General features: G+C 63.1%; 21 protein-coding genes, 1 tRNA gene and 1 pseudogene. 7 read left to right on the plus strand and 16 right to left on the minus strand.

Annotation, left to right across the window (positions count from 1 at the left end; genetic code table 11):
- Window positions 1-276: 276 nt before the first annotated feature.
- The 3 genes from IOC69_RS13690 to IOC69_RS10690 form a co-directional block, all read right to left on the minus strand.
- Complete coding sequence (locus IOC69_RS13690; protein WP_366935514.1) at window positions 277-837, minus strand: RloB domain-containing protein; 561 nt, start codon at window positions 835-837, stop codon at window positions 277-279.
- Window positions 834-2,060, minus strand: coding sequence for an ATP/GTP-binding protein (locus tag IOC69_RS10685; RefSeq protein WP_290543537.1), 1,227 nt, complete (start codon window positions 2,058-2,060; stop codon window positions 834-836). The genes IOC69_RS13690 and IOC69_RS10685 overlap by 4 nt, the downstream gene beginning before the upstream one ends.
- A 155-nt stretch (window positions 2,061-2,215) precedes the next feature.
- Window positions 2,216-2,560 carry a phasin family protein gene (locus IOC69_RS10690; protein ID WP_290543538.1) on the minus strand — a complete coding sequence of 115 codons (345 nt, stop codon included), beginning with the start codon at window positions 2,558-2,560 and terminating at the stop codon, window positions 2,216-2,218.
- A 337-nt stretch (window positions 2,561-2,897) separates the two neighbouring features.
- On the opposite strand from IOC69_RS10690, the gene IOC69_RS10695 reads away from it, so the two are divergent.
- Window positions 2,898-4,391: a D-alanyl-D-alanine carboxypeptidase gene (locus IOC69_RS10695; RefSeq protein WP_290543539.1), complete on the plus strand. Its 1,494-nt coding sequence runs from the start codon at window positions 2,898-2,900 to the stop codon at window positions 4,389-4,391.
- 15 nt (window positions 4,392-4,406) lie between these two features.
- Here the strand turns inward: IOC69_RS10695 and IOC69_RS10700 are convergent, their stop codons facing one another.
- From IOC69_RS10700 to IOC69_RS10710, 3 genes are read right to left on the minus strand one after another with little or no spacing between them, the layout of a single operon-like run.
- Complete coding sequence (locus tag IOC69_RS10700; protein ID WP_290543540.1) at window positions 4,407-5,102, minus strand: molecular chaperone DnaJ; 696 nt, start codon at window positions 5,100-5,102, stop codon at window positions 4,407-4,409.
- A gap of 10 nt (window positions 5,103-5,112) precedes the next feature.
- Entirely contained in the window at window positions 5,113-5,814 is a 702-nt protein-coding gene (locus IOC69_RS10705) for a VWA domain-containing protein (RefSeq protein WP_290543541.1), read from the minus strand.
- A gap of 14 nt (window positions 5,815-5,828) precedes the next feature.
- Window positions 5,829-6,653, minus strand: coding sequence for a DUF1849 family protein (locus IOC69_RS10710; RefSeq protein WP_290543542.1), 825 nt, complete (start codon window positions 6,651-6,653; stop codon window positions 5,829-5,831).
- A 188-nt stretch (window positions 6,654-6,841) separates the two neighbouring features.
- Here IOC69_RS10710 and IOC69_RS10715 point away from each other — a divergent pair, with 188 nt between their 5' ends.
- The 6 genes from IOC69_RS10715 to IOC69_RS10740 all read left to right on the plus strand — a co-directional run bounded on the left by IOC69_RS10715 (window position 6,842) and on the right by IOC69_RS10740 (window position 11,526).
- Window positions 6,842-7,825, plus strand: a complete 984-nt coding sequence (locus IOC69_RS10715; RefSeq protein WP_290543543.1) for a D-glycerate dehydrogenase — start codon at window positions 6,842-6,844, stop codon at window positions 7,823-7,825.
- Between the two features lie 75 nt (window positions 7,826-7,900).
- Complete coding sequence (locus IOC69_RS10720; protein ID WP_290543544.1) at window positions 7,901-8,365, plus strand: RidA family protein; 465 nt, start codon at window positions 7,901-7,903, stop codon at window positions 8,363-8,365.
- A gap of 2 nt (window positions 8,366-8,367) precedes the next feature.
- The gene (locus IOC69_RS10725; RefSeq protein ID WP_290543545.1) at window positions 8,368-9,126 is read left to right on the plus strand and encodes a glycerophosphodiester phosphodiesterase family protein; all 759 of its coding nucleotides are present in this window, start codon (window positions 8,368-8,370) and stop codon (window positions 9,124-9,126) included.
- 1 nt (window position 9,127) lies between these two features.
- Window positions 9,128-10,267 carry a GNAT family N-acetyltransferase gene (locus IOC69_RS10730; protein WP_290543546.1) on the plus strand — a complete coding sequence of 380 codons (1,140 nt, stop codon included), beginning with the start codon at window positions 9,128-9,130 and terminating at the stop codon, window positions 10,265-10,267.
- A 114-nt stretch (window positions 10,268-10,381) separates the two neighbouring features.
- The gene (locus IOC69_RS10735; RefSeq protein ID WP_290543547.1) at window positions 10,382-10,813 is read left to right on the plus strand and encodes an HIT family protein; all 432 of its coding nucleotides are present in this window, start codon (window positions 10,382-10,384) and stop codon (window positions 10,811-10,813) included.
- Complete coding sequence (locus IOC69_RS10740) at window positions 10,810-11,526, plus strand: hypothetical protein (protein WP_290543548.1); 717 nt, start codon at window positions 10,810-10,812, stop codon at window positions 11,524-11,526. Before IOC69_RS10735 ends, IOC69_RS10740 begins: the two co-directional genes overlap by 4 nt.
- A gap of 77 nt (window positions 11,527-11,603) precedes the next feature.
- On the opposite strand, the gene rpoC is transcribed toward IOC69_RS10740, so the two are convergent.
- The 10 genes and pseudogenes from rpoC to tuf all read right to left on the minus strand — a co-directional run.
- Entirely contained in the window at window positions 11,604-15,770 is a 4,167-nt protein-coding gene (gene rpoC / locus IOC69_RS10745) for a DNA-directed RNA polymerase subunit beta' (protein WP_290543549.1), read from the minus strand.
- Between the two features lie 103 nt (window positions 15,771-15,873).
- Window positions 15,874-19,977, minus strand: coding sequence for a DNA-directed RNA polymerase subunit beta (gene rpoB / locus IOC69_RS10750; protein ID WP_290543550.1), 4,104 nt, complete (start codon window positions 19,975-19,977; stop codon window positions 15,874-15,876).
- 148 nt (window positions 19,978-20,125) lie between these two features.
- Complete coding sequence (gene rplL, locus IOC69_RS10755; RefSeq protein WP_290543551.1) at window positions 20,126-20,500, minus strand: 50S ribosomal protein L7/L12; 375 nt, start codon at window positions 20,498-20,500, stop codon at window positions 20,126-20,128.
- Between the two features lie 53 nt (window positions 20,501-20,553).
- Window positions 20,554-21,075, minus strand: a complete 522-nt coding sequence (rplJ, locus tag IOC69_RS10760) for a 50S ribosomal protein L10 (RefSeq protein ID WP_290543552.1) — start codon at window positions 21,073-21,075, stop codon at window positions 20,554-20,556.
- Window positions 21,076-21,527: 452 nt separating this feature from the next.
- Entirely contained in the window at window positions 21,528-22,232 is a 705-nt protein-coding gene (rplA, locus tag IOC69_RS10765; protein ID WP_290543553.1) for a 50S ribosomal protein L1, read from the minus strand.
- A gap of 5 nt (window positions 22,233-22,237) precedes the next feature.
- The gene (gene rplK / locus IOC69_RS10770) at window positions 22,238-22,669 is read right to left on the minus strand and encodes a 50S ribosomal protein L11 (protein WP_290543554.1); all 432 of its coding nucleotides are present in this window, start codon (window positions 22,667-22,669) and stop codon (window positions 22,238-22,240) included.
- Window positions 22,670-22,815: 146 nt separating this feature from the next.
- Window positions 22,816-23,349 (minus strand): transcription termination/antitermination protein NusG, encoded by a 534-nt coding sequence (nusG, locus tag IOC69_RS10775; protein WP_290543555.1) that lies wholly within the window; start codon window positions 23,347-23,349, stop codon window positions 22,816-22,818.
- A gap of 9 nt (window positions 23,350-23,358) precedes the next feature.
- On the minus strand, window positions 23,359-23,556 hold the full coding sequence (secE, locus tag IOC69_RS10780) for a preprotein translocase subunit SecE (RefSeq protein ID WP_290543556.1): 198 nt from the start codon (window positions 23,554-23,556) through the stop codon (window positions 23,359-23,361).
- An 18-nt stretch (window positions 23,557-23,574) separates the two neighbouring features.
- Window positions 23,575-23,650, minus strand: a tRNA-Trp gene (locus IOC69_RS10785).
- 50 nt (window positions 23,651-23,700) lie between these two features.
- A pseudogene (tuf, locus tag IOC69_RS10790) lies at window positions 23,701-23,917 on the minus strand (elongation factor Tu); the annotation flags it as partial.

Consider the following 23,917-nt stretch of genomic DNA (forward strand, 5'->3'; position numbering starts at 1 on the left):
AAACCGACGGCGCCTACCACGTCCATTACCGCCACCAACGCATCGCCAGCTTCGATCTCGCAAAGCCAACCCAACAATGCTAAAACCGTTACCTATGTCCCCGAACACCCGTTACCTATCTCCCCGGTCTGTACACCCACAAGGGGGAGGGGGAACCTTATGGAGCCAATTGATCGCCCGCCTCTCCGAGATAGCCTACTCTCCGACAATAGTTCAACCAAATCATAGTCAGAAAATGTGACGTTCACACACTGGCACACCTTTCGCAAAACTCTGCTACGTAAGCAGTCCCACGCAATGAAGAAGACTTTTCAATTCGACTTCAACTTTTGCCGCACGGAGTAGACTCTGATGATTCAGCTTCTGCTTCAGTGCAGCTCGGCTCATCGGCTTTTCGTAGTTAGGCCATTCCCGTCTGAGAGCCTTTTCGGACGCCGATTTGTCTAACGGTTGCTTTGTGGCGCAACCTTCAATATGCCTTAGCAGTAACGCCTCAAAACACGGTTCCTGCCAGATAACCCTTATCTTATGTTCAGCCGCAAGCAAAGCCGCCTCGCGCATACGCTGAGGATTGCCGGACAATTGGTCCGTGTCCAAGAACACAAAGCGGTCCTCGAATGCATAGCCATCACTTATCAACCTTCTCAGCTTCTTGATTGCAACTTGAAGCCTTGCGTTCGGATCTCCAGCCCGCAAGACCTCAATGCGAAGGTGGACATGGAGAGCCTCCTCTCGAATGGTGTCCAAGATGAAACTTGCATAACTCTGTTCAGACTCGCCTTCGCATCCAACAAAAATTGGTTTGCGTTGCTGTATGAATGGTCTGCGTGACTTCATCCCACCTGAGGAATCCCGCCAAAGGCACCATTCAAGTATTTACGATAGAGATTGTCGTCTCGACGGCTGTGCACATCCATAAGGCTGTGGGCTGTCGTTCTGCCTTGACGATCTTTCTCGCAGATAATGACTTCTTCCTTGTTCAAAGTTTCGAGTAAGGAAACCGAATGGCACGTGAACCATAGCTGCGCATCTGCCTTGTTACGTATATGTTGGTCATAGAACCATCCAACAATCTCAAACAACACTAGCGGATGAAGTGATGCATCAAGCTCGTCAATCAGGCATATACTCCCCTCTTGAAGGGCATAGGAGATCAACGGGAACATCCTTATGAAGGATTGTGTCCCATGGCTTTCACGGGACCAAGGCATTTCGGCTTGCAAGCCCGAATGCCTGAAAACTAGCTGCGGCCCATTCGACAACTGCTGAACTCGCATACCTTCGACGCCTACATCTATTCTATTCAGTTCCCTGTTTATCTGATCCATCACAACCGGGACCTGTTGAAGATATGCGAGAAGAGGCTGGTCCTGCTCTCGTGATGTGGGCGACATCTGGAGCATGATCTTCTCAGCCTGCTCTATGAACAGCATAGCCGTGGGATGCTGAAACAGAGCGAAAGACGACAGCAATGAGACGTTCGGCTGTAGAGTGTTCAATAGATGGCCAAACCCTCGGAGAGAGAAAGTGTGGGAATCCTTCACCTTCCCGTCAGCGTCCCGCTCAAACACTCGCTGCCACTTACCCCGACCGCCAGGCCTTTGCCTAAGGGCCTCCTTAAGAACTTTACGTGTGTTCCCCTCCGAGACCTCAACCTCAAGCTCGTAACGATAAATGCCAAATTCCCCCTTTTCTCCTGCCTCGGCCCTTTCTAGAATCGCAGGGCTCAGGTCCATAAGGCCGCCAAACTCAACTGCTAACTTTACTGGGCGACTTATCGAGTCCTCATCGTTGAAGGTTTGGCACGGGAACACTAGGCCCGTTTGTCGGGCACTGTCCCGCGCGAAAGCTGTGAGAAACTGCAGCGCCCTAAGAACCGTGGTCTTGCCCGATGCGTTGGCCCCGTAGATGGCGATTACCTTTGGAGCGCGAATCTTTGATCCAGGAAATACCGGTGAATAACGTCCTTCTTCATCCGGAACATTCAGAGCGATGGAAAGGTCGATCACCTGCGCGTCTCGAATGGAAAAGAAATTGTCGATCTCAACTCTGTGTAACATAGCTCCAGCTTTCTAAGGCCCTAATATACATTTCCACAGAAATCCGTCAATGTTTGGAATACAGTTTCGAAATGCCGTGCTTCAGGGGCACTTCCAGTAACAAAACCCCGCGCGCCTTGCGGCGCGCGGGGTTCAGAAATGAGCCGACGAAGCGGTTACTTCGGGGCCTTGACGCCGAAGGCGGACATGGAGGCTTCGAAGGGCTTGTAGGCCTCCTTGGCGGTGGCGATGTACATTTCGTTGAGCTTGGTCATCTGGGCGACCAGCGACTCATAGTGCTCCTTGACGAGGGACTGCTGGACTTCGAGGGCCTTGTCAAGCGACTTGGAGGCCGAGAGCTTCTCGAAAGCCGCGGTGCCCTTCTCGAAGGACTTGCGCGAATAATCGGCGGCTTCCTGGGCGATCGCCTGGAAGCCCTTGGTCAGAGCGTTCGAGGCGGCAACATAGGCCTCGAAACCGTCTTTGCCGAAGGACTGGAACTCTTCAAAGGACTTCATCATGGTGCGTCTCCGTTTGCCGCAGGGTGAATGGGCCTAATATGTGCGCTGCAACATGGTTGTCAATATCTATTTTGCAATGCACCATAACTTTCTCGGTGGAAATGTTCAGGCCTTTGATTTACTCCCCGGTAACGGTGCTTGGCTGAAAAGCTCCAAAAACCTTGCGAAGTGAAGTTGGCCGGGCCGGAGGGGTGGCTGGACCGGGCGGAATATGACAGCGGGCCCCGCCTTCGGGCCGGGCCGATTTGGTGGAGTTGGCATGCAGTTTCCTGGGCTCCGCGGCAATCGACCGAGGCCGTGCGCAAAATCTTCTGGATTCCGTTTTTGGCGTCCGGCGGTGGCTGCCGTCCTGGCGGCGGGACTGGACGCAACCGCCGCATATGCCGGACCCAAATTCGCGGCCCTCACCGTCGATGCCCGAAATGGCAAGGTACTCTATGCCAGTGACATCGACGGCATCCGCCACCCGGCCTCGCTGACCAAGATGATGACGCTCTATCTGCTGTTCGAGGACATGAGTGCCGGCACGCTGAAGCTCAGTTCCCCGATCACGGTCTCCGCCCGCTGCACCGGCATGGCGCCCTCGAAGCTCGGCGTGAAGGCGGGCGGGAGCATCACCGCCGAGACGGCGATGCGCGCGCTCATCGTCAAATCGGCCAATGACATTGCCTGCGCGGTTGCCGAGACCCTCGGCGGCAGCGAGAGCGCCTTCGCGCAACGCATGACGCGCACGGCGCGCAGTCTCGGCATGTCGCGCACCACTTTCCTCAACGCATCGGGCCTGCCCAACCCAAACCAGGTGACCTCGGCGCGCGACATGGCCACGCTGGGCCTGCGCCTGATGCGCGACCACCCGCAGTATTATCCCTATTTCAATACACGGAGCTTTGTTTTTCAGGGCAAGACCATCAAGGGTCACAACCGGTTGCTTGGCAGCTATGAGGGTGCTGACGGCATCAAGACGGGCTATGTCGCCGCCTCGGGCTTCAACCTCGTCACCTCGGTGCGCCGCGGCGACAAGCGCCTCGTCGGCGTCGTCATAGGCGGCAAATCCGGCGCCTCGCGCGATGCCTACATGAAGCAGATGCTGAGCCAGTATTTCGATGATGCCACAGGCGGCCAGACCATTGCCGCCTATGCGGGTTCCGCCAAGGGCGCCAAGCCCACGGACGAGACTGAGACCGCCGCGGCGGGCGATACCGGAGCCACACCCGCCGCCAAGCCGCCCCGCAAGGATGCCGCGGCAAAACGTCTGGCCCAGCGCAAGAACAAGGCTGCGCAAGCCAAGGCCGCCGGAACGGGCGCTGGCGAGCCTGCCGAGCAGGGAGACACCGAGGACGGCGTGGACCAGATGGCGAGCCTCGCCGCGCAAGCTGCCCGGCCCGCAAAACCCGCGGCGGCGCCGGTCGCCACGGGCACGGCCACAAAGGCCGCGGAGGAAGCCCCGCAGGTCGAAACCGTTCCTCCGCCGATACCGAACGGGACGGTGGCAGACGCGCCGTCAACCGCGCCTTCGGAACAGAAAACGCAGGCCCAGCAGCAGGCCGATCAGGCCCGGATGGCCACGATCGCCGCCGGTGCGGATGGCGGCTGGATCATCTCGCTGGGCGATTATGCCACCAAGGCGGATGCGACGGCGGTGCTGCAGCAGATGCGCAAGCGCTCGCCCGACATGCTCGACGGCCGCACCGCACAGACGGTGATGGTGGAGAAGAAGGGCAAGATCACCTATCGCGCGCGTTTCACCGGCTTCGACCAGGCCTCGGCCGCCATGGCCTGCAAGACCATCAAGAAGCAAAAGGCGCCATGCCAGCCGGTGGGACCGTCGTGAGCCCTTCGCCGCGGCTCATGGCAGCAGGAATTCCTTCGCCTCGTTGATCTTGGCGGCGAGATAGTCCGACCCGCCGAGATCGGGGTGGGCCGTCTTCATCAGGCGGCGGTGAGCGGCACGGATGTCATCGGGCGCAACTCCCTCCTTCAGGCCCAGAATGGCCAGGGCCTCGGCGCGGGTCATTTTCTGCGACGTGGTGACGGGCGCGCCGTCTGCCCCGCCGTTCCACTGCTTGCGCCATTCCGGATGCGCGCGCTCGATCCAGGCCTCGAACAGCGCGCGGCTTTGGTCGGGAGCGGCCACGCATTGCGCGTGCAGCGCCTGCGCCTCGGCCAGCGTCAGGCTCGACAGCCTGCGGCCCCTCAGCGGACCCGCCAGCACATCGCCATCCATCCGGCCCGAATCATGATCGAGCTGCATGGCGATCAGGCTGGTCGACACCTTCGAGGCCTGGCCCGGGCTCTTGCGCTGCCACGGCATGCCATTGGGGAACATGGCCTGCTGGCCCATGAGGCCCAAGCCCAGCATGAACAGCGGGATCGCGACATTGACCTCGCCGCGCAGCGTGAGCAGGCCCGCGAAGGCGATGACAGCGATGCCGCCCACCTTGCGGATGAGCCCCCGCACCTGCGCCGGCTGGGCATTGGCGAAGGACTTGATGAGGTACCAGCCGCCCACCACGATCACCAGGCCGAGGATGAAATTCATCATGCGCCGTCCGTTATTTCATCTGGCCAAGCAGAAGGGCGGCCGCGCCGCCGCGCCGGGCGGAATGGTTTTCGAGCGCCGCGAAGCCGCCCGCGGCATAGACGGCAACCGCCGCCAGCAGCTCGCGCAGGATCTTCCCGGCATCGCTGCCGAAGCGGAAATAGGCCCCGCGGGTGAGCCGCGCAATCTCCCGGAAGCCAGCCTCGGCGGCGGGATCGCCGCCCTCCTGAAACATGAAGACAGGAATGCCAAGCAGGCCGATCTCGCCGGCAAGCTGGGCCAGCGGGTCGATCGCTTCCTCCAGCGCGTCGCCGATATAGATGCAGGCATTGACCTTGCCGGCCGCGGCTTCGCCTTTGAGGTGCTTCAACACGCGGCCGATCTGGGTGCGACCGCCCTGGCAGCGGATGCCGGACATCATCCGGGCGAGCACCGCCGTGTCCGGCGTCCACTTCGAGGCGCGGCATTCATTGAAGCCGCGGAAATAGACGAGCTGCACGTCAAGCCCGCCCACCCGGCCCGCTTCGGCGAACATGTCGCCCTGGATCGACAGGGCCATGTCCCAGCTGGGCTGGCGGCTCATGGTGGCGTCCATGGCAAGCACGAGGCGGCCCCTGCCGCCGCCAGTGGCGGGCGCCGGCATGGCGCGGACGCGGGCGAGGAAGGCTTCGACATCGCCCTTGCCGCCCGGCTCTTGGCGCTTGATGCTCGACATGGACCGCCGCGCTCTCAGTTGCAGCCCGGCTTGTCGAGCAGCTTCAGGTCGGTGAGCGTGCCGGCGAGCGCAAAATCGCCATAGTCGAGCACCAGGCCGGAGGCCACGCCATTGCCGTACATGTCGAAGCTCACCTGGTATTCCGGCGTCTCGGCATTGCCATCGAGCGTGAAGTAGCTCACCGTCATCGGCCAGGCCGCCTCGCCCCTGAGAGCGGCGGCGGCCGGGTTTGCCGCATCGTGCGGGATGCTGCCCGGCGGCTTCCGCCGGCCGACGAAGGAAATGGCGCGGAACGACTTCGCCCCGTTGGAGCCATCGAACACGATGCTCGAATCGCGGCCGCCGCCCGCCTCGCCCAGCGCCATCAGCCTCAGCTGGTGCTGCATGGGAAGGGCCGCACCCGCCGGAACCGTGAAGGGCTCGTCAGGCTTGCTCTTCAGAGTGCCGGTGCCCTCGGCGTCCGGGCTCTTGCGGTTGAGGCTGATGCGGTCGGCCTCCTTCACCGTGCCGTTGACGCTCTCCTTCAGCTGGTGGCGCAGTTCCGTCGCCCCGGCGTTTTCGAAAGTGGTGGTGAGCGTGTCGATGACGGCGATGCTGCCATCCTCCTGGCGATATTTGGTGGCCATGCGGAAGTTCACCGTGAAGCCGTCGCAGGTGGAACCGTCGATCTCGAAAGCGAGCTTGCCCGCCGCCGACTGCAGGGAAGCCCCTTCATTGGCGCGCAGCAGGGTCAGGTCATAGATCGCCCGGTGCGGAACAACCGTGGCGGCATCGGCGGTGCTGGCCACGGCCAGCATGGTCAGGGCCAGAAGGCCGGCGGCGGACAGGACGGTTTTCAATTGCTTCTCCTCTGGCGGGACGGTCCTCGCCCATGTTCCGGTCAGGTGGAATTACCTGGCCGGGTCATGCGCCGGGTCATATGCTGGAGCATGATCTTATCGCAAAACCGGTTCCACTTTTGCGGATCATGCTCTATGCGGGCAATCCTCATCACACCAAGATAATCACCGGACAACAAGAGGCAAAGATGGCGGCAGCAGGGTCGGCGAAACCGCGCATTCTGGTCACCCGGAAGATGATGCCGGACGTCGAGGCGCGGCTCTCGCGCGACTTCCTCGCGACGCTGAACCCGGATGACCGGCCGATGACACGTGACGATATCCTGCGCCTCGCCGCTGCCCATGACGGCCTCCTGCTCACCTCCTTCGACAAGCTGGGGCCGGAGTTCATCCCGGCGCTGCCGCCCTCGATCCGCATCATCGCCACCCATTCGGTGGGCTATGACCATCTCTCGATCCCGCAGGCGGAGGCGAGGGGCATCGCCGTCACCAACACGCCCGGGGTGCTGACCGATGCGACGGCCGATATAGCGCTCCTCCTGATGCTGGGCGCGGCGCGCGGCGCCTCCTGGGGCGACCGCATGGTGCGCGAGAACCGCTGGGGCGAGACGACGCTGGTCTCGCCGATGGGCTTCGACGTGTCGGGCCGGAGGCTCGGCATCCTCGGCATGGGGCGCATCGGCCAGGCGGTGGCGAAACGCGCCCGCGCCTTCGGCATGGCGATCCATTACCACGCGCGCAAGCCCGTGGCGGCGGAACAGGCGCCGGGCGCTGCCTACCACGCGCGCTTTGCGGACATGCTGCCCAACATCGATTTCCTGTCGGTCAACTGCGCCTCCACGGCGGACACGCGCGGCATGGTGAATGCGGAGGCCATGGCGCTGCTCCCCAGGGGCGCCATCCTGGTCAACACGGCGCGCGGCGACATTGTGGAGGATGAGGCGCTGATCGCCGCCCTCGCCTCGGGACATCTCGCCGCGGCGGGGCTTGACGTGTTCAGGGGCGAGCCGCAGATCGACCCGCGCTACCGCAGCCTGGAGAACGTGTTCCTGCTGCCGCACCTCGGCAGCGCCACGCCGCGCACGCGCAGCGCCATGGGGCACAAATGCATCGACAATCTCGAACAGTTCTTCCGCGGCGAGCGCCCGGCTGACCTGCTCACCCGCGCTTGATTCCGGCGGCCCGGGCGGCCAATCTCGCCCCCATTCAAGGGGTGCGCCGCACCCCCCTTCTGACAGGAGACGACAATGGGACAGATCGACCAGCGCCTCGCCGAGCTCGGCATCACGCTGCCTGCCGCGGCAAAGCCCGTGGCCAATTACGTGCCGTGGGTGCGCACCGGGAACCTCGTGTTCATCTCGGGCCAGGGGCCGGTGGAGGACGGCAAGGTGGTGTGGCCGGGCTGCCTCGGCGTCGATGTGTCGCTGGAAGACGGCGCGAAATCCGCGCGGCTCTGCGGCATCAACGTTCTGGCGCAGCTGAAGGATGCCTGCGGCGGCGACCTTGACCGGGTGAAGCGCGTGGTGAAGCTCCTGGGCTTCGTCAATGCGGCGGCCTCCTTCAAGGACCACCCGAAGGTCATCAACGGCGCCTCCGACCTGATGGTCGAGGTGTTCGGCGACAAGGGCCGCCACGCGCGCTCCGCCGTCGCATCGCCGTCACTTCCGATGGGCATCTCCACGGAGGTCGAGGCCATCGTCGAAGTGGAGTGAACATGAACGCAACGAAGAGCTGGCGCGCTGCCGAGGTGGTCACCGCGCGGCCGATCGCCCACCGCGGGCGCCACGACTTCGGCAAGGGCATCGTCGAAAACACGGCATCGGCCTTCGCGGCCGCGATCATCGGCGGTTATCCGATCGAGTGCGACCTGCAGCTGACGCGTGACGGCGAGGCCGTGGTGTTCCACGACGACCATCTGGACCGCCTCACCGAGGGCCACGGGCTGGTGAAGAACATCAGCGCGGCGGACATGCAGGCGCTGACGATTCGCAATTCGCAGGACCGGGTGCAGACGCTGGCCGAACTCCTCGCCCAGGTGCGGGGCCAGGTTCCGCTCATCATCGAGCTTAAGTCCAACTGGGACGGCGATGTGCGCCTTGCCGAGCGGGCAATCGAGGTGCTGAAGGGTTATGACGGCCCCTGCTGCCTTATGTCCTTCGACCCGGATATGATTGCGGCGGTGCGCCGCCTGTCGCCCGCCACCATCCGCGGTATTGTGGCGAAGCGTTGCGATGATCCCTATTATGGCGCGCTGCCGCTGGCCAGGCAGATGGAACTGCGCACCTTCTCGCATATTTCCCGCACCAGGCCCGATTTCGTCTCGTTCCAGTTCGAGGAGCTGCCCTGGGCGCCGATCACCGCGCTGCGCAGTTCCGGCGTGCCTGTCATCAGCTGGACGATCCGAACGCCTGAACAGGCCGTAATGGCGAGGCGATGCTCCGACCAGATCACCTTCGAGGGATTCCCGGCCTGACATGCTGAAAGCCGTGACCAGTGCCCTGGCGATCCCACGGGCGGACTGGGACCGGCTGGCCAATCCGGCGGGCGGCGCGTTCAACCCGCTTGTCAGCCATGACTTCTTCCGCTGCCTCGAGGAGTCCGGCTGTGCGGTGGCGAAGACCGGGTGGACGCCGCGCCACCTCGTGATGGAGGATGAGGGCCGCATCACCGGCATCGTGCCCTGCTACCGCAAGCGCCATTCGCAGGGCGAATATGTTTTCGACTATGGCTGGGCCGATGCCTATGAGCGGGCCGGCGGGCGCTATTACCCCAAGATGCAGGTTTCGGCGCCCTTCACGCCCGTCACCGGACCGCGTCTCCTGGCGGAGACGGAGGCACAACGGCGCGATCTCGCTTCGGCTCTCATCGCGCTGTGCACGCAAGAGGAAGCCTCCTCCGTGCACATGACCTTCCTGCCGGAGCGCGACTGGGAGGCGCTGGGCGGCAAGCTGTGGCTCAAGCGCACCGACATCCAGTTTCACTGGATGAACGATGGCTATGCGGGCTTCGACGATTTCCTCGCCTCGCTCTCATCGGGCAAGCGCAAGAACATCCGCAAGGAGCGCGCCTCGGTGCGCAACGCCGGCATCTCCGTGCATGCGCTCACCGGCAAGGACATCGCGGAGCGGCACTGGGATGCCTTCTTCGACTTCTACATGGACACGGGCACGCGCAAATGGGGTTCTCCTTACCTGAACCGCCGCTTCTTCAGCATGATCGGCGAGGCGATGAGCGAGCACATTCTGCTGGTGATCGCCGAGCGCGGGGGAAAACCGATCGCGGGCGCCCTCAACTTCATCGGCTCGCATGCGCTCTATGGCCGCAACTGGGGCGCCATCGAATATCATGACAATCTCCATTTCGAGACCTGCTATTACCAGGCCATCGATTTCGCGATCGCGCGGAACATGCCGCGCGTCGAGGCGGGCGCGCAGGGTGCGCATAAGCTGGCGCGGGGCTACCTGCCGCAGAAAACCTATTCGCTGCACTATCTCGCCCACCCCGGCCTGCAACGGGCGGTGGCCAGCTACCTCGACGCGGAGCGGGCCGGTATCGAGCAGGAGCAGCAGGCGCTTGCGGCACACTCGCCTTTCCGGCAGGAACAGGATTTCTAACGCCGGTCTCGATTGCCTGGACCCGGAAAGCTGCTCTATCTCTTTGTTTTGTCGCATTTTCCATGGTCAACCGGCTTCCACTTGACCGGAAAATGCTCTACAAGGTCGAGACCGATGAGCTATGACAGCAACAACATCTTCGCCAAAATCCTGCGTGGCGAGGTCCCTTGCCACAAGGTCTACGAGGACGAGCACACGCTGGCCTTCATGGACGTGATGCCTCAGGCCGACGGGCATACGCTGGTGATCCCCAAGATGTCGTCCCGCAACCTGCTCGACGCGGAGCCGAAGGCACTTGGTTCACTCATGACATCGGTGCACAAGGTGGCCAATGCGGTGAAGCAGGCCTTCGGCGCTGATGGCATGCTCATCCAGCAGTTCAACGAAGCGGCCGCGGGGCAGACAGTGTTCCACCTTCATGTCCACGTGCTGCCGCGCCATGAGGGTCGGCCACTCAGGCCCCATACCGGCAGGATGGCGGACCATGCCGTGCTGGCCCAGCATGCGGAGCGGATCCGGGCCGCGCTCGGGGCGGGAGCAGAATGACCAACATCACCGGCGTGTTGACGAGCTGCCGCAGACCGGACCTTCTCGATTCCACATTAACCTCGCTCCTCACCCATGCGCCGGACCTCGCCAGCCGTTTGATCGTGATTGAGGATTCCGACGGCGCCGAGGTAAGCCCGGTGATGGCGCGTTTCCCCGCCACGATCCGCTATATCGTCAATGGTGGGCGCATGGGCCAGCGCCCCAGCATCGACCGCGCCTATGGCATGGTGGAAACCGACTATATCTTCCATTGCGAGGATGATTGGCGCTTCTACCGCAGCGGCTTTCTTGCGGAATCGCTGCAGCTTTTGGAAACATTTCAGCGCGCCAGTGTCATCGGCGTCAGGCGCACGGGGGGCGATGGCGGGCATGACCGGCTGGTGCTGGCCCAGGGCGTGAGCGTGGAACAGGGCCTCGCCTTCCGCTGGCTCGAGGCTGCGGGTGACCGGCCGGGCTGGGGCGGCTATAGCTTCAATCCCGGCTTGCGGCGCAAGGCTGATTGGCTCGCCATGGGCCCTTTTGCGAAATTCGCCTCCGAATATGAGGTCAGCGCCGCCTTCCGCAAGGCCGGTCGCGCTATGATCCAGCTTGAGCATTCCGCCTGCGAACATATCGGCCGCGGCCGCCATGTGGGCGATGTCGGCGAGAAAAAACCTCTCGCCAAGCGGCTGAAACGGCTGTTGGGTCTCGCCAAAAAACCCCCGGTCTGAAGCGAAGGGGTGATTGCAGTCAACTGAAAAGGCCCGGTCGCAAGACCGGGTCTTTTGACGCCGTGTGAAGGCTTGCCTTACTCCGCGGCGGTGATTTCCGTCGCCTTGGCCTGCTCCTCGAGGATCAGCGTGTCGCGCTTGTCGGCGACGGCGCGCAGCCTGGACAGCATGCCGCCGGTGCCGGCCGGGATGAGACGGCCGACGATCACATTCTCCTTGAGGCCTTCGAGCGTGTCCACCTTGCCGATGATCGAGGCTTCGGTGAGCACGCGCGTGGTCTCCTGGAAGGAGGCCGCCGAGATGAAGGAGCGCGTCTGCAGCGAGGCCTTGGTGATGCCCAGGAGCACCGGCTTGCCGGAGGCGGGACGAAGCCCTTCCGCGGCGAGCTTGGCGTTCTCGTGATCGAGCTCCTCGCGGTCGACCTGTTCGCCGACCAGCAGGGTCGAATCGCCCGAGTCGGTGATCTCGACCTTCTGCAGCATCTGGCGGACGATCACCTCGATGTGCTTGTCGTTGATGTTCACGCCCTGCAGCCGGTAGACCTCCTGGATTTCGTTGACGAGATAGGAGGCAAGCTCCTCCACGCCCTTGATGTCCAGAATGTCATGCGGCGCGGGATTGCCGTCCATGATGTATTCCCCCTTCTCGATGAAGTCGCCTTCCTGGACGGGAAGGTGCTTGCCCTTGGGGATCAGATACTCCACGGCCTCGGCGCCATCCTCCGACGGAACGATGCGGATGCGGCGCTTGTTCTTGAAGTCGCGGCCGAACTCGACGCGGCCCGAAATCTCCGCGATGATCGCGTGATCCTTGGGGCGGCGCGCCTCGAAGAGCTCGGCCACCCGCGGCAGGCCGCCGGTGATGTCGCGCGTCTTCGCACTCTCGAGCGGGATACGGGCGAGCACGTCGCCCGCGGTGACCGTGGCGCCGGGATCGACCGAGAGAACGGCGTCGACCGAGAGCAGGTAACGCGCCTCGCCGCCACGGGCGAGCTTCATCGCCTTGCCGTCCTTGTCCTTGACGACGATCGCGGGCTTCAGCGCCGAACCGCGCTGGTTCGAGCGCCAGTCGATGATGACGCGGTTGGTGATGCCGGTGGCTTCGTCCGCCACCTCGTTCACCGACACGCCCTCGACCACGTCCTCGAACTCCACCGTGCCGTCGACTTCCGTCATCAGCGGGCGGGTATAGGGGTCCCATTCGGCCAGACGCACGCCGCGCTTCACCTTGTCGCCCTCGTCCACATACATGCGCGTGCCATAGCCCAGCTTGTGGATGGCGCGCTCCGTGCCGTTGTCGTCGACGAGGACCAGCTGGGAGTTGCGGCCCATAACCATCAGACGGCCCTGCCCGTCCTTCGCGAAGTTCCTGTTGCGGATGACGATCCTGCCGTCCGCATTGGCTTCGATGAAGGATTCGTTCAGCACCTGGGCGGTGCCGCCGATATGGAAGGTGCGCATGGTGAGCTGGGTGCCCGGCTCGCCGATCGACTGCGCCGCGATGACGCCCACGGCCTCGCCCATGTTGACGGGCGTACCGCGCGCGAGATCCCGGCCATAGCACTTGGCGCAGACGCCGAACTTGGTCTCGCAGGTCAGCACCGAGCGGATGCGCAGTTCGCCGATCCCCGACTTCTCGATGATCTCGACATGCGGCTCCAGGATTTCGTTGCCGGCGGCGACGATGATCTCGCCCGAAGCCGGGTTGACCACGTCCTGCGCCGCGGTGCGGCCCAGCACGCGGCTTCCCAGCGAGGCAATGATTTCACCGGCATCGACAATGGGCCGCGTGGTGAGATAGGCCGTGCTGCCGCAATCGACTTCCGAGATGATCGCGTCCTGCGCCACGTCCACCAGACGGCGGGTGAGGTAGCCCGAGTTCGCGGTCTTGAGGGCCGTATCGGCCAGGCCCTTGCGGGCGCCGTGGGTCGAGTTGAAGTACTCGAGAACCGACAGGCCCTCCTTGAAATTCGAGATGATCGGCGTCTCGATGATCTCGCCCGAGGGCTTGGCCATCAGGCCGCGCATGCCGCCCAGCTGTTTCATCTGGGCGGGCGAACCGCGCGCGCCCGAGTGGCTCATCATGTAGATCGAGTTGATCTGCTTCTCACGGCCGGTCTTCTCGTCGACCTGCACCGCCGAGATGCGCGCCATCATTTCCTCGGCGACCTTGTCGGTGGTCTTGGCCCAGGCGTCCACAACCTTGTTGTATTTCTCGCCCTGGGTGATCAGGCCGTCGATGTACTGCTGCTCGAACTCCTTCACGAGTTCGCGCGTGGCGTTGACGATCTTCTCCTTGGTCTCGGGGACGACCATGTCATCCTTGCCGAAGGAGATGCCCGCCTTGTAGGCGTTGTAGAAGCCGAGACCCATGATCTTGTCGCAGAAGATCACCGACTCCTTCTGGCCGCAATGGCGGTAGACGGCGTCGATCATTCTGGAGATGTCACGCTTGGTCATCAGCTTGTTGCAGAGATCGTAACTGATGTTGACGGCCTTGGGCAGAAGCTCGCCGATCTTCATGCGGCCCGGCGTCGTCTCGACGATGCGGGTGACGATCCTGCCCTCCGCATTCATCTCGCTGACGCGGCCCTTGATCCTGGTGGCCAGCGTGATCACTCCGGCCGCCAGGGCGTGGTCGATCTCGGCCATGTTGCCGAAGGCCTTGCCCTCGCCGGGCTCGCCCTTGCGCATGATCGAGAGATAGTAGAGCCCGAGCACGATGTCCTGCGACGGCACGATGATCGGCTGACCGTTGGCCGGGTGCAGCACGTTGTTCGTGGACATCATGAGGACGCGCGCCTCAAGCTGGGCTTCGAGCGACAGCGGAACGTGAACGGCCATCTGATCGCCATCGAAGTCGGCGTTGAAGGCGGTGCAGACGAGCGGATGAAGCTGGATCGCCTTGCCCTCGATCAGCACCGGCTCGAAGGCCTGGATGCCGAGGCGGTGGAGCGTGGGGGCGCGGTTGAGCAGCACCGGATGCTCGCGGATCACCTCGTCGAGGATGTCCCAGACCTCCGGCTTTTCCTTCTCGACCAGCTTCTTGGCCTGCTTCACCGTGGCGGAAAGGCCCTTGGCGTCAAGCCGCGAATAGATGAAGGGCTTGAACAGCTCAAGCGCCATCTTCTTGGGCAGGCCGCACTGATGCAGCTTCATTTCGGGGCCGACGACGATGACCGAACGGCCCGAATAGTCAACGCGCTTGCCGAGCAGGTTCTGGCGGAAGCGGCCCTGCTTGCCCTTCAGCATGTCAGCGAGTGACTTCAGCGGACGCTTGTTGGCGCCCGTGATGACGCGGCCGCGGCGGCCGTTGTCGAACAGCGCGTCCACGGCTTCCTGAAGCATGCGCTTCTCGTTGCGCACGATGATGTCCGGCGCGCGGAGTTCGATCAGGCGCTTCAGGCGGTTGTTGCGGTTGATGACGCGGCGATAGAGATCGTTGAGATCGGAGGTGGCGAAGCGGCCGCCGTCGAGCGGCACCAGCGGGCGCAGCTCCGGCGGGATGACCGGAACCTGGGTGAGGATCATCCACTCCGGGCGGTTGCCGGATTCGAGGAAGCTCTCGACCAGCTTCAGGCGCTTGGCGATCTTCTTGGGCTTCAGGTCGCCGGTGGCGATCTTCAGTTCCTCGCGCAGCTGGTCGCGCAGCTGGTCGAGGTTGATCGACATCAGCATGTCGCGCACCGCCTCGGCGCCGATGCCCGCCGTGAAGGCGTCCTCGCCATAGTCTTCCTGGGCCTTGATGTAATCGCTCTCCGAGAGAAGCTGGTGCAGCTTCATCGGCGTCAGGCCGGGCTCGAGGACGATGTAGTTTTCGAAATAGAGGATGCGCTCCACGTCCTTCAGCGTCATGTCCAGCAGCATGGAAATGCGGCTTGGCAGCGACTTCAGGAACCAGATATGGGCGACGGGCGCGGCGAGCTCGATGTGGCCCATGCGCTCGCGCCGGACCTTCGAGAGGGTGACTTCCACGCCGCACTTCTCGCAGATGATGCCCTTGTACTTCATCCGCTTGTACTTGCCGCACAGGCACTCATAGTCCTTCACGGGGCCGAAGATGCGGGCGCAGAAAAGCCCGTCCCGCTCCGGCTTGAAGGTGCGGTAGTTGATGGTTTCGGGCTTCTTGATCTCGCCGAAGGACCAGGAGAGAATTTTCTCGGGGCTGGCGATCGAGATGCGGATCTGGTCGAAGGTCGGGGCCGGCGTTGCCGGGGTGAAGACGTTCATGACCTCTTGGTTCATCGGCCATTTCTCCATTTTGTGCGGGGCGTGCGCATGGTCCCGCGGGGATGTTCGAATTCTTCAGGGTGACCGACGGGAGGGCTTGCCTCCCGCCGCCGGAACTTCAGCCCGATTGGTTGGCCTGCGAGTTCTGCAGTTCGACATTGAGGCTGAGCGAGCGCATCTCCTTGACCAGAACGTTGAAGCTCTCGGGGATGCCCGCCTCGAAGGTGTCATCGCCGCGGACGATGGCCTCGTAGACCTTGGTGCGGCCCGCGACGTCGTCGGACTTGATGGTCAGCATCTCCTGCAGCGTGTAGGCGGCGCCATAGGCCTCAAGCGCCCAGACCTCCATTTCGCCGAAGCGCTGGCCGCCGAACTGCGCCTTGCCGCCCAGCGGCTGCTGGGTGACGAGCGAATAAGGGCCGATGGAACGGGCGTGGATCTTGTCATCCACCAGGTGGTGCAGCTTGAGCATGTAGATGTAGCCAACGGTGACCTGACGGTCGAAGGGCTCGCCCGAACGGCCGTCAAACAGGGTGACCTGACCAGAGGTCGAAAGCCCCGCGTCCTTCAGCATGGCCGCAATATCCTCCTCGCGCGCACCGTCGAAGACGGGGGTTGCAATGGGAACGCCGCGGCGCAGGTTGCCGGCGGCTTCGACGAGCGACTTGTCGTCGAGGCCCTGCAGCTCCTCGTTCTTGCCGTAGATGCGGTTCATCTCGTCACGAAGCGGCTTGACGTTGCGGGAGTCCCGCACCGTGTCGAGCATGGCGCCGATCTTGCGGCCCATGCCGGCGCAGGCCCAGCCGAGGTGGGTCTCGAGGATCTGGCCCACGTTCATGCGCGAGGGCACGCCCAGCGGGTTCAGCACCACGTCCACATGGGTGCCGTCCTCGAGGAAGGGCATGTCCTCGATGGGAACGATGCGCGACACGACACCCTTGTTGCCATGGCGGCCGGCCATCTTGTCGCCCGGCTGGATCTTGCGCTTCACGGCGACGAAGACCTTGACCATCTTCATGACGCCCGGCGGCAGCTCGTCCCCGCGCTGCAGCTTGTCGACCTTGTCATGGAAACGCGTGTCGAGGCGCTTCTTGGACTCATCATACTGCTGCTTCATGGCTTCGAGTTCGCCCATCGCCTTCCCGTCGCCGAGGGCGATGTTCCACCATTGCGACTGCGGCAGGTCATCGAGGGTCTTCTCGGTGATCTTGCCCTCGATCTTGTGGCCCTTCGGACCGCCCGTGGCCTCCTTGCCCGCGAGCCAGCCCTTGAGGCGGCCGTAGGAATTGCGGTCGAGGATCGCGAGTTCGTCGTCGCGGTCCTTGGCGAGACGGTCGATCTCCTCGCGCTCGATGGCCTGGGCGCGCTCGTCCTTGTCGACGCCGTGGCGGTTGAACACGCGCACTTCGACGACCGTGCCGGCAACGCCGGGCGGGAGCCGCAGAGAGGTGTCACGCACGTCGGAGGCCTTTTCGCCGAAGATGGCGCGCAGCAGCTTCTCCTCCGGCGTCATCGGGCTTTCGCCCTTCGGCGTGATCTTGCCGCACAGGATGTCGCCCGGCTTCACTTCCGCGCCGATGTAGACGATGCCGGCTTCGTCGAGGTTCTTGAGGGCTTCCTCGCCGACGTTCGGAATATCGCGGGTGATTTCCTCGGGCCCCAGCTTCGTGTCGCGCGCCATCACGTCGAATTCCTCGATATGGATGGAGGTGAACACGTCGTCCTTCACGATCCGCTCGGAAAGCAGGATCGAGTCCTCGAAGTTGTAGCCGTTCCACGGCATGAAGGCGACGAGCACGTTCTGGCCCAGCGCCAGATCGCCCAGGTCCGTCGACGGGCCGTCGGCGATGATGTCGCCCGCCTTCACGCGGTCACCCACGCGCACCAGCGGACGCTGGTTGATGCAGGTGTTCTGGTTCGAGCGCTGGAACTTGGCGAGCGTGTAGATGTCGACGCCCGACTTCGACGGATCGGTTTCCTCCGTGGCGCGGATGACGATGCGCTTGGCGTCCACCTGATCGACGACGCCCGAGCGGCGGGCGGCCACGGCGGCCCCGGAGTCGCGCGCCACCACGGATTCCATGCCGGTGCCGACGAGCGGGGCATTGGTGCGCACCAGCGGCACCGCCTGACGCTGCATGTTCGAGCCCATCAGGGCGCGGTTGGCGTCGTCGTTCTCGAGGAACGGGATCAGCGCCGCGGCGACCGATACGAGCTGCTTCGGCGACACGTCGACATAGTCGATGCGGTCAGCCGGAACGATCAGCACGTCGCCGGCGTGGCGGGCGATGACGAGGTCCTCCGCGAAGCCGCCCTTCGGGTTGAGCGCCACATTGGCCTGGGCGATATGGTGCTTCTGCTCCTCGATGGCGGAGAGATAGACGACATCGTCCGTCACCTTGCCGTCCACCACCTTGCGGTAGGGCGTCTCGATGAAGCCGTATTTGTTGACGCGGGCATAGGTGGCCAGCGAGTTGATGAGGCCGATGTTGGGGCCCTCCGGCGTTTCGATCGGGCAGATGCGGCCATAATGCGTCGGATGCACGTCGCGAACTTCGAAGCCCGCGCGCTCGCGCGTGAGGCCGCCAGGCCCGAGGGCCGAGAGACGGCGCTTGTGGGTGATCTCGGAGAGCGGGTTGGTCTGGTCCATGAACTGCGAGAGCTGCGAGGAACCGAAGAACTCGCGCACCGCGGCGGCGGCGGGCTTGGCATTGATCAGGTCATGCGGCATCACCGTGTCGATGTCGACGGACGACATGCGCTCCTTGATGGCGCGCTCCATGCGGACGAGGCCGAGGCGGTACTGGTTCTCCATCAGCTCGCCCACCGACCGCACGCGCCGGTTGCCGAGGTGGTCGATGTCATCCACCTCGCCCTTGCCGTCGCGCAGCTCATGCAGCGTCTTGATGACGGCGATGATGTCTTCCCTGCGCAGCACGCGCATGGTGTCCGGCACGTTGACGTCGAGGCGCATGTTCATCTTCACGCGGCCCACCGCCGAAAGGTCATAGCGCTCCTGATCGAAAAACAGGCCGTTGAACAGCGCTTCCGCGGTTTCGCGCGTCGGCGGTTCGCCCGGGCGCATGACGCGGTAGATTTCCACGAGCGCCTGTTCGTAGCTTTCCACCTTGTCGGCCTTCAGCGTGTTGCGGATGTAGGGGCCGTTGTTGATGTGGTCGATGTCGAGAAGGCGCAGCTCGCCAAAACCGGCCTCCTTGAGCTGAACCAGCAGCTTCTCGCCGATCTCGTCGCCGGCCTCGGCGTAAATCTCGCCGGTCTTCTCGTTGACGAGCTCGTCGGCGAGGTAGAGGCCATGCAATTCGCTGTCCCGCACCAGCAGGTCCTTGACGCCATCATCGGCGATCTTGCGGGCCAGCCGCGGGGTGATCTTCTTGCCGGCCTCCACCACAACCTGGCCGGTCTTGGCGTCGATCAGGTCCACCGACGGCTTGATGCCCTTGAAGCGCTGCGCGTTGAACGGGGTCTTCCAGCCGTTCTTGGTCAGCTTGTAGGCGACGGTTTTGTAGAAGGTGTGCAGGATCCCCTCGCCATTGAGACCAAGGGCATGGAGCAGCGTGGTGATCGGCAGCTTGCGGCGGCGGTCGATGCGGGCATAGATGATGTCCTTGGCGTCGAACTCGAAGTCGAGCCAGGAACCACGGTAGGGAATGATGCGCGCGGCAAAGAGCAGTTTTCCGGAGGAATGCGTCTTTCCCTTGTCATGATCGAAGAATACGCCGGGTGAACGATGCATCTGCGAGACAATGACGCGCTCGGTGCCGTTGACGACGAAAGTGCCGTTCGACGTCATGAGCGGCATGTCGCCCATATAGACGTCCTGCTCCTTGATGTCCTTCACCGACTTCGACTGGGTGTCCGGATCGATTTCGAACACGATGAGGCGCAGCGTCACCTTGAGCGGCGCGGCAAAGGTCATGCCGCGCTGCTGGCACTCGTCGACGTCGAATTTCGGCTGTTCGAACTCATAGCGCACAAATTCGAGCATGGCCTGGCCCGAGAAATCGGTGATCGGAAAAACCGACTTGAACACGGCCTGCAGGCCCTCGTTCGCGCGGCCGCCCCTGGGCTCCGCCATCTGGAGGAATTGGTCGTAGCTTTCGCGCTGAACCTCGATGAGGTTCGGCATTTCGGCCACTTCGACTTTCCTGCCGAAGAACTTGCGGAGGCGTTTGCGGCTGGCAGCGGACTGAGTTTCGGCCATGGGGTCCCCTCGACGGTTCAAAAAAATGCATATTCGACAGCTTGCCGAACCCCCTTTTCGAAAGGAAGTCCGGCAAGCCGTCGCGGACGGCGCAGTGCTGGCCCGGCGGCGCCCTGCTCTTCCGGAGCGGAGCGCCGCCGGAAACGCGTTACTTCAGCTCGACCTTGGCGCCAACCGCCTCGAGCTTCTTCTTCATCGCTTCGGAGTCAGCCTTGTTGACGCCTTCCTTCACGGTCTTGGGCGCGCCCTCGACCAAGTCCTTGGCTTCCTTCAGGCCGAGGCCCGTTATGGCGCGGACTTCCTTGATGACTTCGATCTTCTTGTCGCCAGCCGCGGCGAGAACGACGGTGAACTCCGTCTTCTCCTCGACCGGTGCTGCGGCGGCAGCGCCCGGAGCGGCGGCCACGGCCACCGGAGCGGCGGCGGAAACGCCCCACTTCTCCTCAAGCATCTTCGAGAGTTCGGCGGCTTCCAGAACGGACAGAGCCGAGAGGTCTTCAACAATCTTGGCGAGATCAGCCATTTCAGTATCTTTCTATCGTCGGTTTGGTTTGTCGGTGGTTGAGGCGCGGCGTCTTAGCCAGCGGCCTGTTCCTTGGTGGCATAGGCGTTGAGAACACGCGCCAGCTGGCCGGCAGGAGCCTGAAGCACACCAGCAATCCTGGTGGCCGGCGCCTGGATAAGGCCAATGAGCTTGCCCCGCAGCTCGTCGAGCGAGGGCAGTTCGGCGAGTGCCTTGACCGCGTTGGCGTCCATGACGGTCCTGCCAAGCGCACCGCCGAGGACGACGAACTTGTCGTTGCCCTTTGCGAATGCCGAGGCGACCTTGGGCGCCGAGACGGGATCGGCGGCGTAAGCCACCATGGTCGGACCCACGAAGAGATCCTTGATCCCGGCTGCATCAGTGCCATCAAGAGCAAGCTTGGCAAGACGGTTCTTGGCGACCTTCACGGTCGCCCCCGCCTGGGCCATCCTGTTGCGCAGGTCGTTGACCTGGTTCACAGTGAGGCCCTTGTTGTGGGCCACGACGATCACACCAGTGGTCTTGAACACCTGGTTGAGCGTTGCGACGAGCTCTTTCTTTTCAGCTCTTTCCACTTGCTCTCTCCTTTATGGCGGAAGGGCTTGTCGCCCGCCCGCCGTTGGACCAACCGCTCAGGACGTCCACCACACGAAGGCAGCGGGCGCCCAAAGCGGCGCTTACGTGCCTGTCCCCCTGCCCGGGTTTCCCCGGGACTGGGTCCATGAGGTCCAAACCGACCCGGAGACCCCATATGGGGATCCGAATTCCGTTTTGACACCCATCTCATGCAGGCTGGGCTTTTAAGCGGAAGCCGAGGCCCCCGCGCCTGCAATCTCGGACAGGTAAACCGAAGTTCGATGAACTTCGGGCAGAATGCTGAAATCCTTGAGGCTCTCAGCAAGAAAACTCACTCCCGGCGCATGCTCCGATCAGGCGGAATCACCTGGTCGGAACATGCGGCAGACCAATAGCTTGAGCATGATCTTTTCGCAAAACCGGTTCCACTTTTGCGGATCATGCTCCGGGTTTACGCGCCCGTGCCGGTGACGGAGGCGAGATCAAGCTTGAGGCCGGGACCCATGGACGAAGAAATGGACAATTTCTTGACATAGGTGCCCTTGGCCGCCGAGGGCTTGGCCTTGATGACGGCGTCCACGAAGGCCTTGATGTTCTGGCTGAGCTGCTCGTCCGAGAAGGACGCCTTGCCCACGCCGCCCTGCACGATGCCGGCCTTCTCGACGCGGAACTCCACAGCGCCGCCCTTGGCGGCCTTCACCGCACCGGCAACATCCATGGTCACCGTGCCGACCTTGGGGTTCGGCATCATGCCCCGCGGGCCGAGAACCTTGCCCAGCCTGCCGACGAGGCCCATCATGTCCGGCGTCGCGATGCAGCGGTCGAAGTCGATCGTGCCCTTGTTGACGATCTCGAAGAGGTCCTCGGCGCCGACGACGTCAGCCCCGGCCTTCTTCGCTTCCTCGGCCTTCGCACCCTTGGCGAAGACGCCGACGCGCAGGTTGCGCCCCGTGCCGTTCGGCAGGTTGACGACGCCGCGGACCATCTGGTCCGAGTGGCGCGGATCGACGCCGAGGTTCATGGCGATTTCGACGGTTTCGTTGAACTTGGCATTGGCCCGGTCCTTGATGAGCTTGACGGCCTCATTGAGGCCGTAGAGCTTCTGGCGGTCGATGCCTTCGTTGTTTCTGGCGATGCGCTTTGCGGTCCTGGTCATATCCCTTACTCCGTCACCTGGAGGCCCATGGAGCGGGCGGAGCCGGCAATTTCACGCGCGGCGGCGTCAAGGTCGCGGGCGTTCATGCCCTTGAGCTTCTGCTCGGCGATCTCGCGGCACTGGGCCATGGTCACCTTGCCGACGAAGGCGCCCTTGCCCGGCTCCTTGGAGCCGGACTTGAGGCCGGCAATCTTCTTCAGATAATAGGTCGCGGGCGGCGACTTCATCTCGAAGGTGAAGGACTTGTCCTGGAAGGCGGTGATGACCACCGGAACCGGCATGCCCGGCTCCATCTTCTGCGTGGCGGCGTTGAAGGCCTTGCAGAATTCCATGATGTTGAGGCCGCGCTGACCGAGAGCGGGGCCGATGGGCGGAGACGGGTTTGCCTGTCCCGCCGGCACCTGCAGTTTGATGTAGCCGACGACTTTCTTAGCCATTTTCTTTCCCTCGCCGGCTGATCCGGCTGATTGAGGTTAGTGGTCCGGCTTGTTGAAGGCCTCCCACCGGGTTGAACAGGTTGAAGAGTCTACGTAGCGCCTACTCTTGTCGCCAAAGTGGTACCCACTTTGGCGGAGTATGCGGCCTAGCGAAGCTTCTCGACCTGCCCGTACTCGAGTTCGACAGGCGTGGGCCTGCCGAAGATGGACACGGCGACCTTGAGCCGCGACCGTTCTTCATCCACTTCCTCCACCTGGCCGGAGAAGGACGCGAAAGGTCCATCGGCGACGCGAACCTGTTCGCCGACTTCGAAAGTGATGGTGGACTTCGGGCGCTCGACGCCCTCCGCCACCTGGTTCAGAATGCGGGAGGCCTCGGCATCCGAAATCGGGATCGGCTTCGAGTCGGAGCCCAGGAAGCCCGTGACCTTCGGCGTGTTCTTGATCAGGTGGAAGGCCTGATCGGTGAGTTCCATCTTCACCAGCACATAGCCGGGGAAGAAGCGGCGCTCCGACTTGATCTTGCGGCCGCGGCGCACCTCGATGACCTCCTCGGTCGGCACCAGCACCTGCTCGAACAGATCGCCCAGACCTTTCTGGACCGCCTGCTCCTTGATCGAGTCCGCAACCTTTTTCTCGAAATTCGAGTAGGCGTGAACGATGTACCAGCGCTTAGCCATGTCCGCCCTTTAACCCGCGAGACCGAGGACCCACTGCACGCCGCGGTGCAGGATGGAGTCGACGATGAGGAAGAAGACGGAAGCGATCGCGACCATGATGAAGACCATGGCGGTCGAGATCATGATCTCGCGGCGGGACGGCCAGGCGACCTTGTTGGCCTCCTCGCGGACCTCCTGGAGAAACTCGAACGGATTGGTCTTTGCCACGTTTGCTTCCTTTAAATCTGGCAGGGGCAGTAGGGCTCGAACCCACGACCTGCGGTTTTGGAGACCGCCGCTCTACCAACTGAGCTATACCCCTATCGGCGCGGCGGACCCATCGCCTGACGGACCCGCCTCTCCATTTAATGCTTAGTCAGTGATCTTCGCAACCACGCCGGCGCCGACGGTGCGGCCGCCTTCGCGGATGGCGAAGCGCAGCTTCTCCTCCATGGCGATCGGCGTGATCAGCTCCACGTCAAAGGAGATGTTGTCGCCCGGCATCACCATTTCCGTGCCGGCCGGCAGCGTCACCACGCCCGTCACGTCGGTCGTGCGGAAGTAGAACTGCGGACGGTAGTTGGCAAAG

This window comes from Aestuariivirga sp. (genome assembly GCF_020252405.1).
Classification (GTDB): domain Bacteria; phylum Pseudomonadota; class Alphaproteobacteria; order Rhizobiales; family Aestuariivirgaceae; genus Aestuariivirga.

Coding starts and splice junctions, on each gene's coding strand:
- IOC69_RS10720 (WP_290543544.1), top strand. CDS start 7,901: ATGGGACAGATCGACCAGCGCCTCGCCGAGCTCGGCATCACGCTGCCT.
- IOC69_RS13690 (WP_366935514.1), bottom strand. CDS start 837: ATGAAGTCACGCAGACCATTCATACAGCAACGCAAACCAATTTTTGTT.
- rplA (WP_290543553.1), bottom strand. CDS start 22,232: ATGACCAGGACCGCAAAGCGCATCGCCAGAAACAACGAAGGCATCGAC.
- rplK (WP_290543554.1), bottom strand. CDS start 22,669: ATGGCTAAGAAAGTCGTCGGCTACATCAAACTGCAGGTGCCGGCGGGA.
- nusG (WP_290543555.1), bottom strand. CDS start 23,349: ATGGCTAAGCGCTGGTACATCGTTCACGCCTACTCGAATTTCGAGAAA.
- IOC69_RS10730 (WP_290543546.1), top strand. CDS start 9,128: ATGCTGAAAGCCGTGACCAGTGCCCTGGCGATCCCACGGGCGGACTGG.
- IOC69_RS10705 (WP_290543541.1), bottom strand. CDS start 5,814: ATGTCGAGCATCAAGCGCCAAGAGCCGGGCGGCAAGGGCGATGTCGAA.
- IOC69_RS10735 (WP_290543547.1), top strand. CDS start 10,382: ATGAGCTATGACAGCAACAACATCTTCGCCAAAATCCTGCGTGGCGAG.
- rpoC (WP_290543549.1), bottom strand. CDS start 15,770: ATGAACCAAGAGGTCATGAACGTCTTCACCCCGGCAACGCCGGCCCCG.
- IOC69_RS10740 (WP_290543548.1), top strand. CDS start 10,810: ATGACCAACATCACCGGCGTGTTGACGAGCTGCCGCAGACCGGACCTT.
- IOC69_RS10725 (WP_290543545.1), top strand. CDS start 8,368: ATGAACGCAACGAAGAGCTGGCGCGCTGCCGAGGTGGTCACCGCGCGG.
- rplL (WP_290543551.1), bottom strand. CDS start 20,500: ATGGCTGATCTCGCCAAGATTGTTGAAGACCTCTCGGCTCTGTCCGTT.
- IOC69_RS10685 (WP_290543537.1), bottom strand. CDS start 2,060: ATGTTACACAGAGTTGAGATCGACAATTTCTTTTCCATTCGAGACGCG.
- IOC69_RS10700 (WP_290543540.1), bottom strand. CDS start 5,102: ATGATGAATTTCATCCTCGGCCTGGTGATCGTGGTGGGCGGCTGGTAC.
- IOC69_RS10690 (WP_290543538.1), bottom strand. CDS start 2,560: ATGATGAAGTCCTTTGAAGAGTTCCAGTCCTTCGGCAAAGACGGTTTC.
- rpoB (WP_290543550.1), bottom strand. CDS start 19,977: ATGGCCGAAACTCAGTCCGCTGCCAGCCGCAAACGCCTCCGCAAGTTC.
- IOC69_RS10715 (WP_290543543.1), top strand. CDS start 6,842: ATGGCGGCAGCAGGGTCGGCGAAACCGCGCATTCTGGTCACCCGGAAG.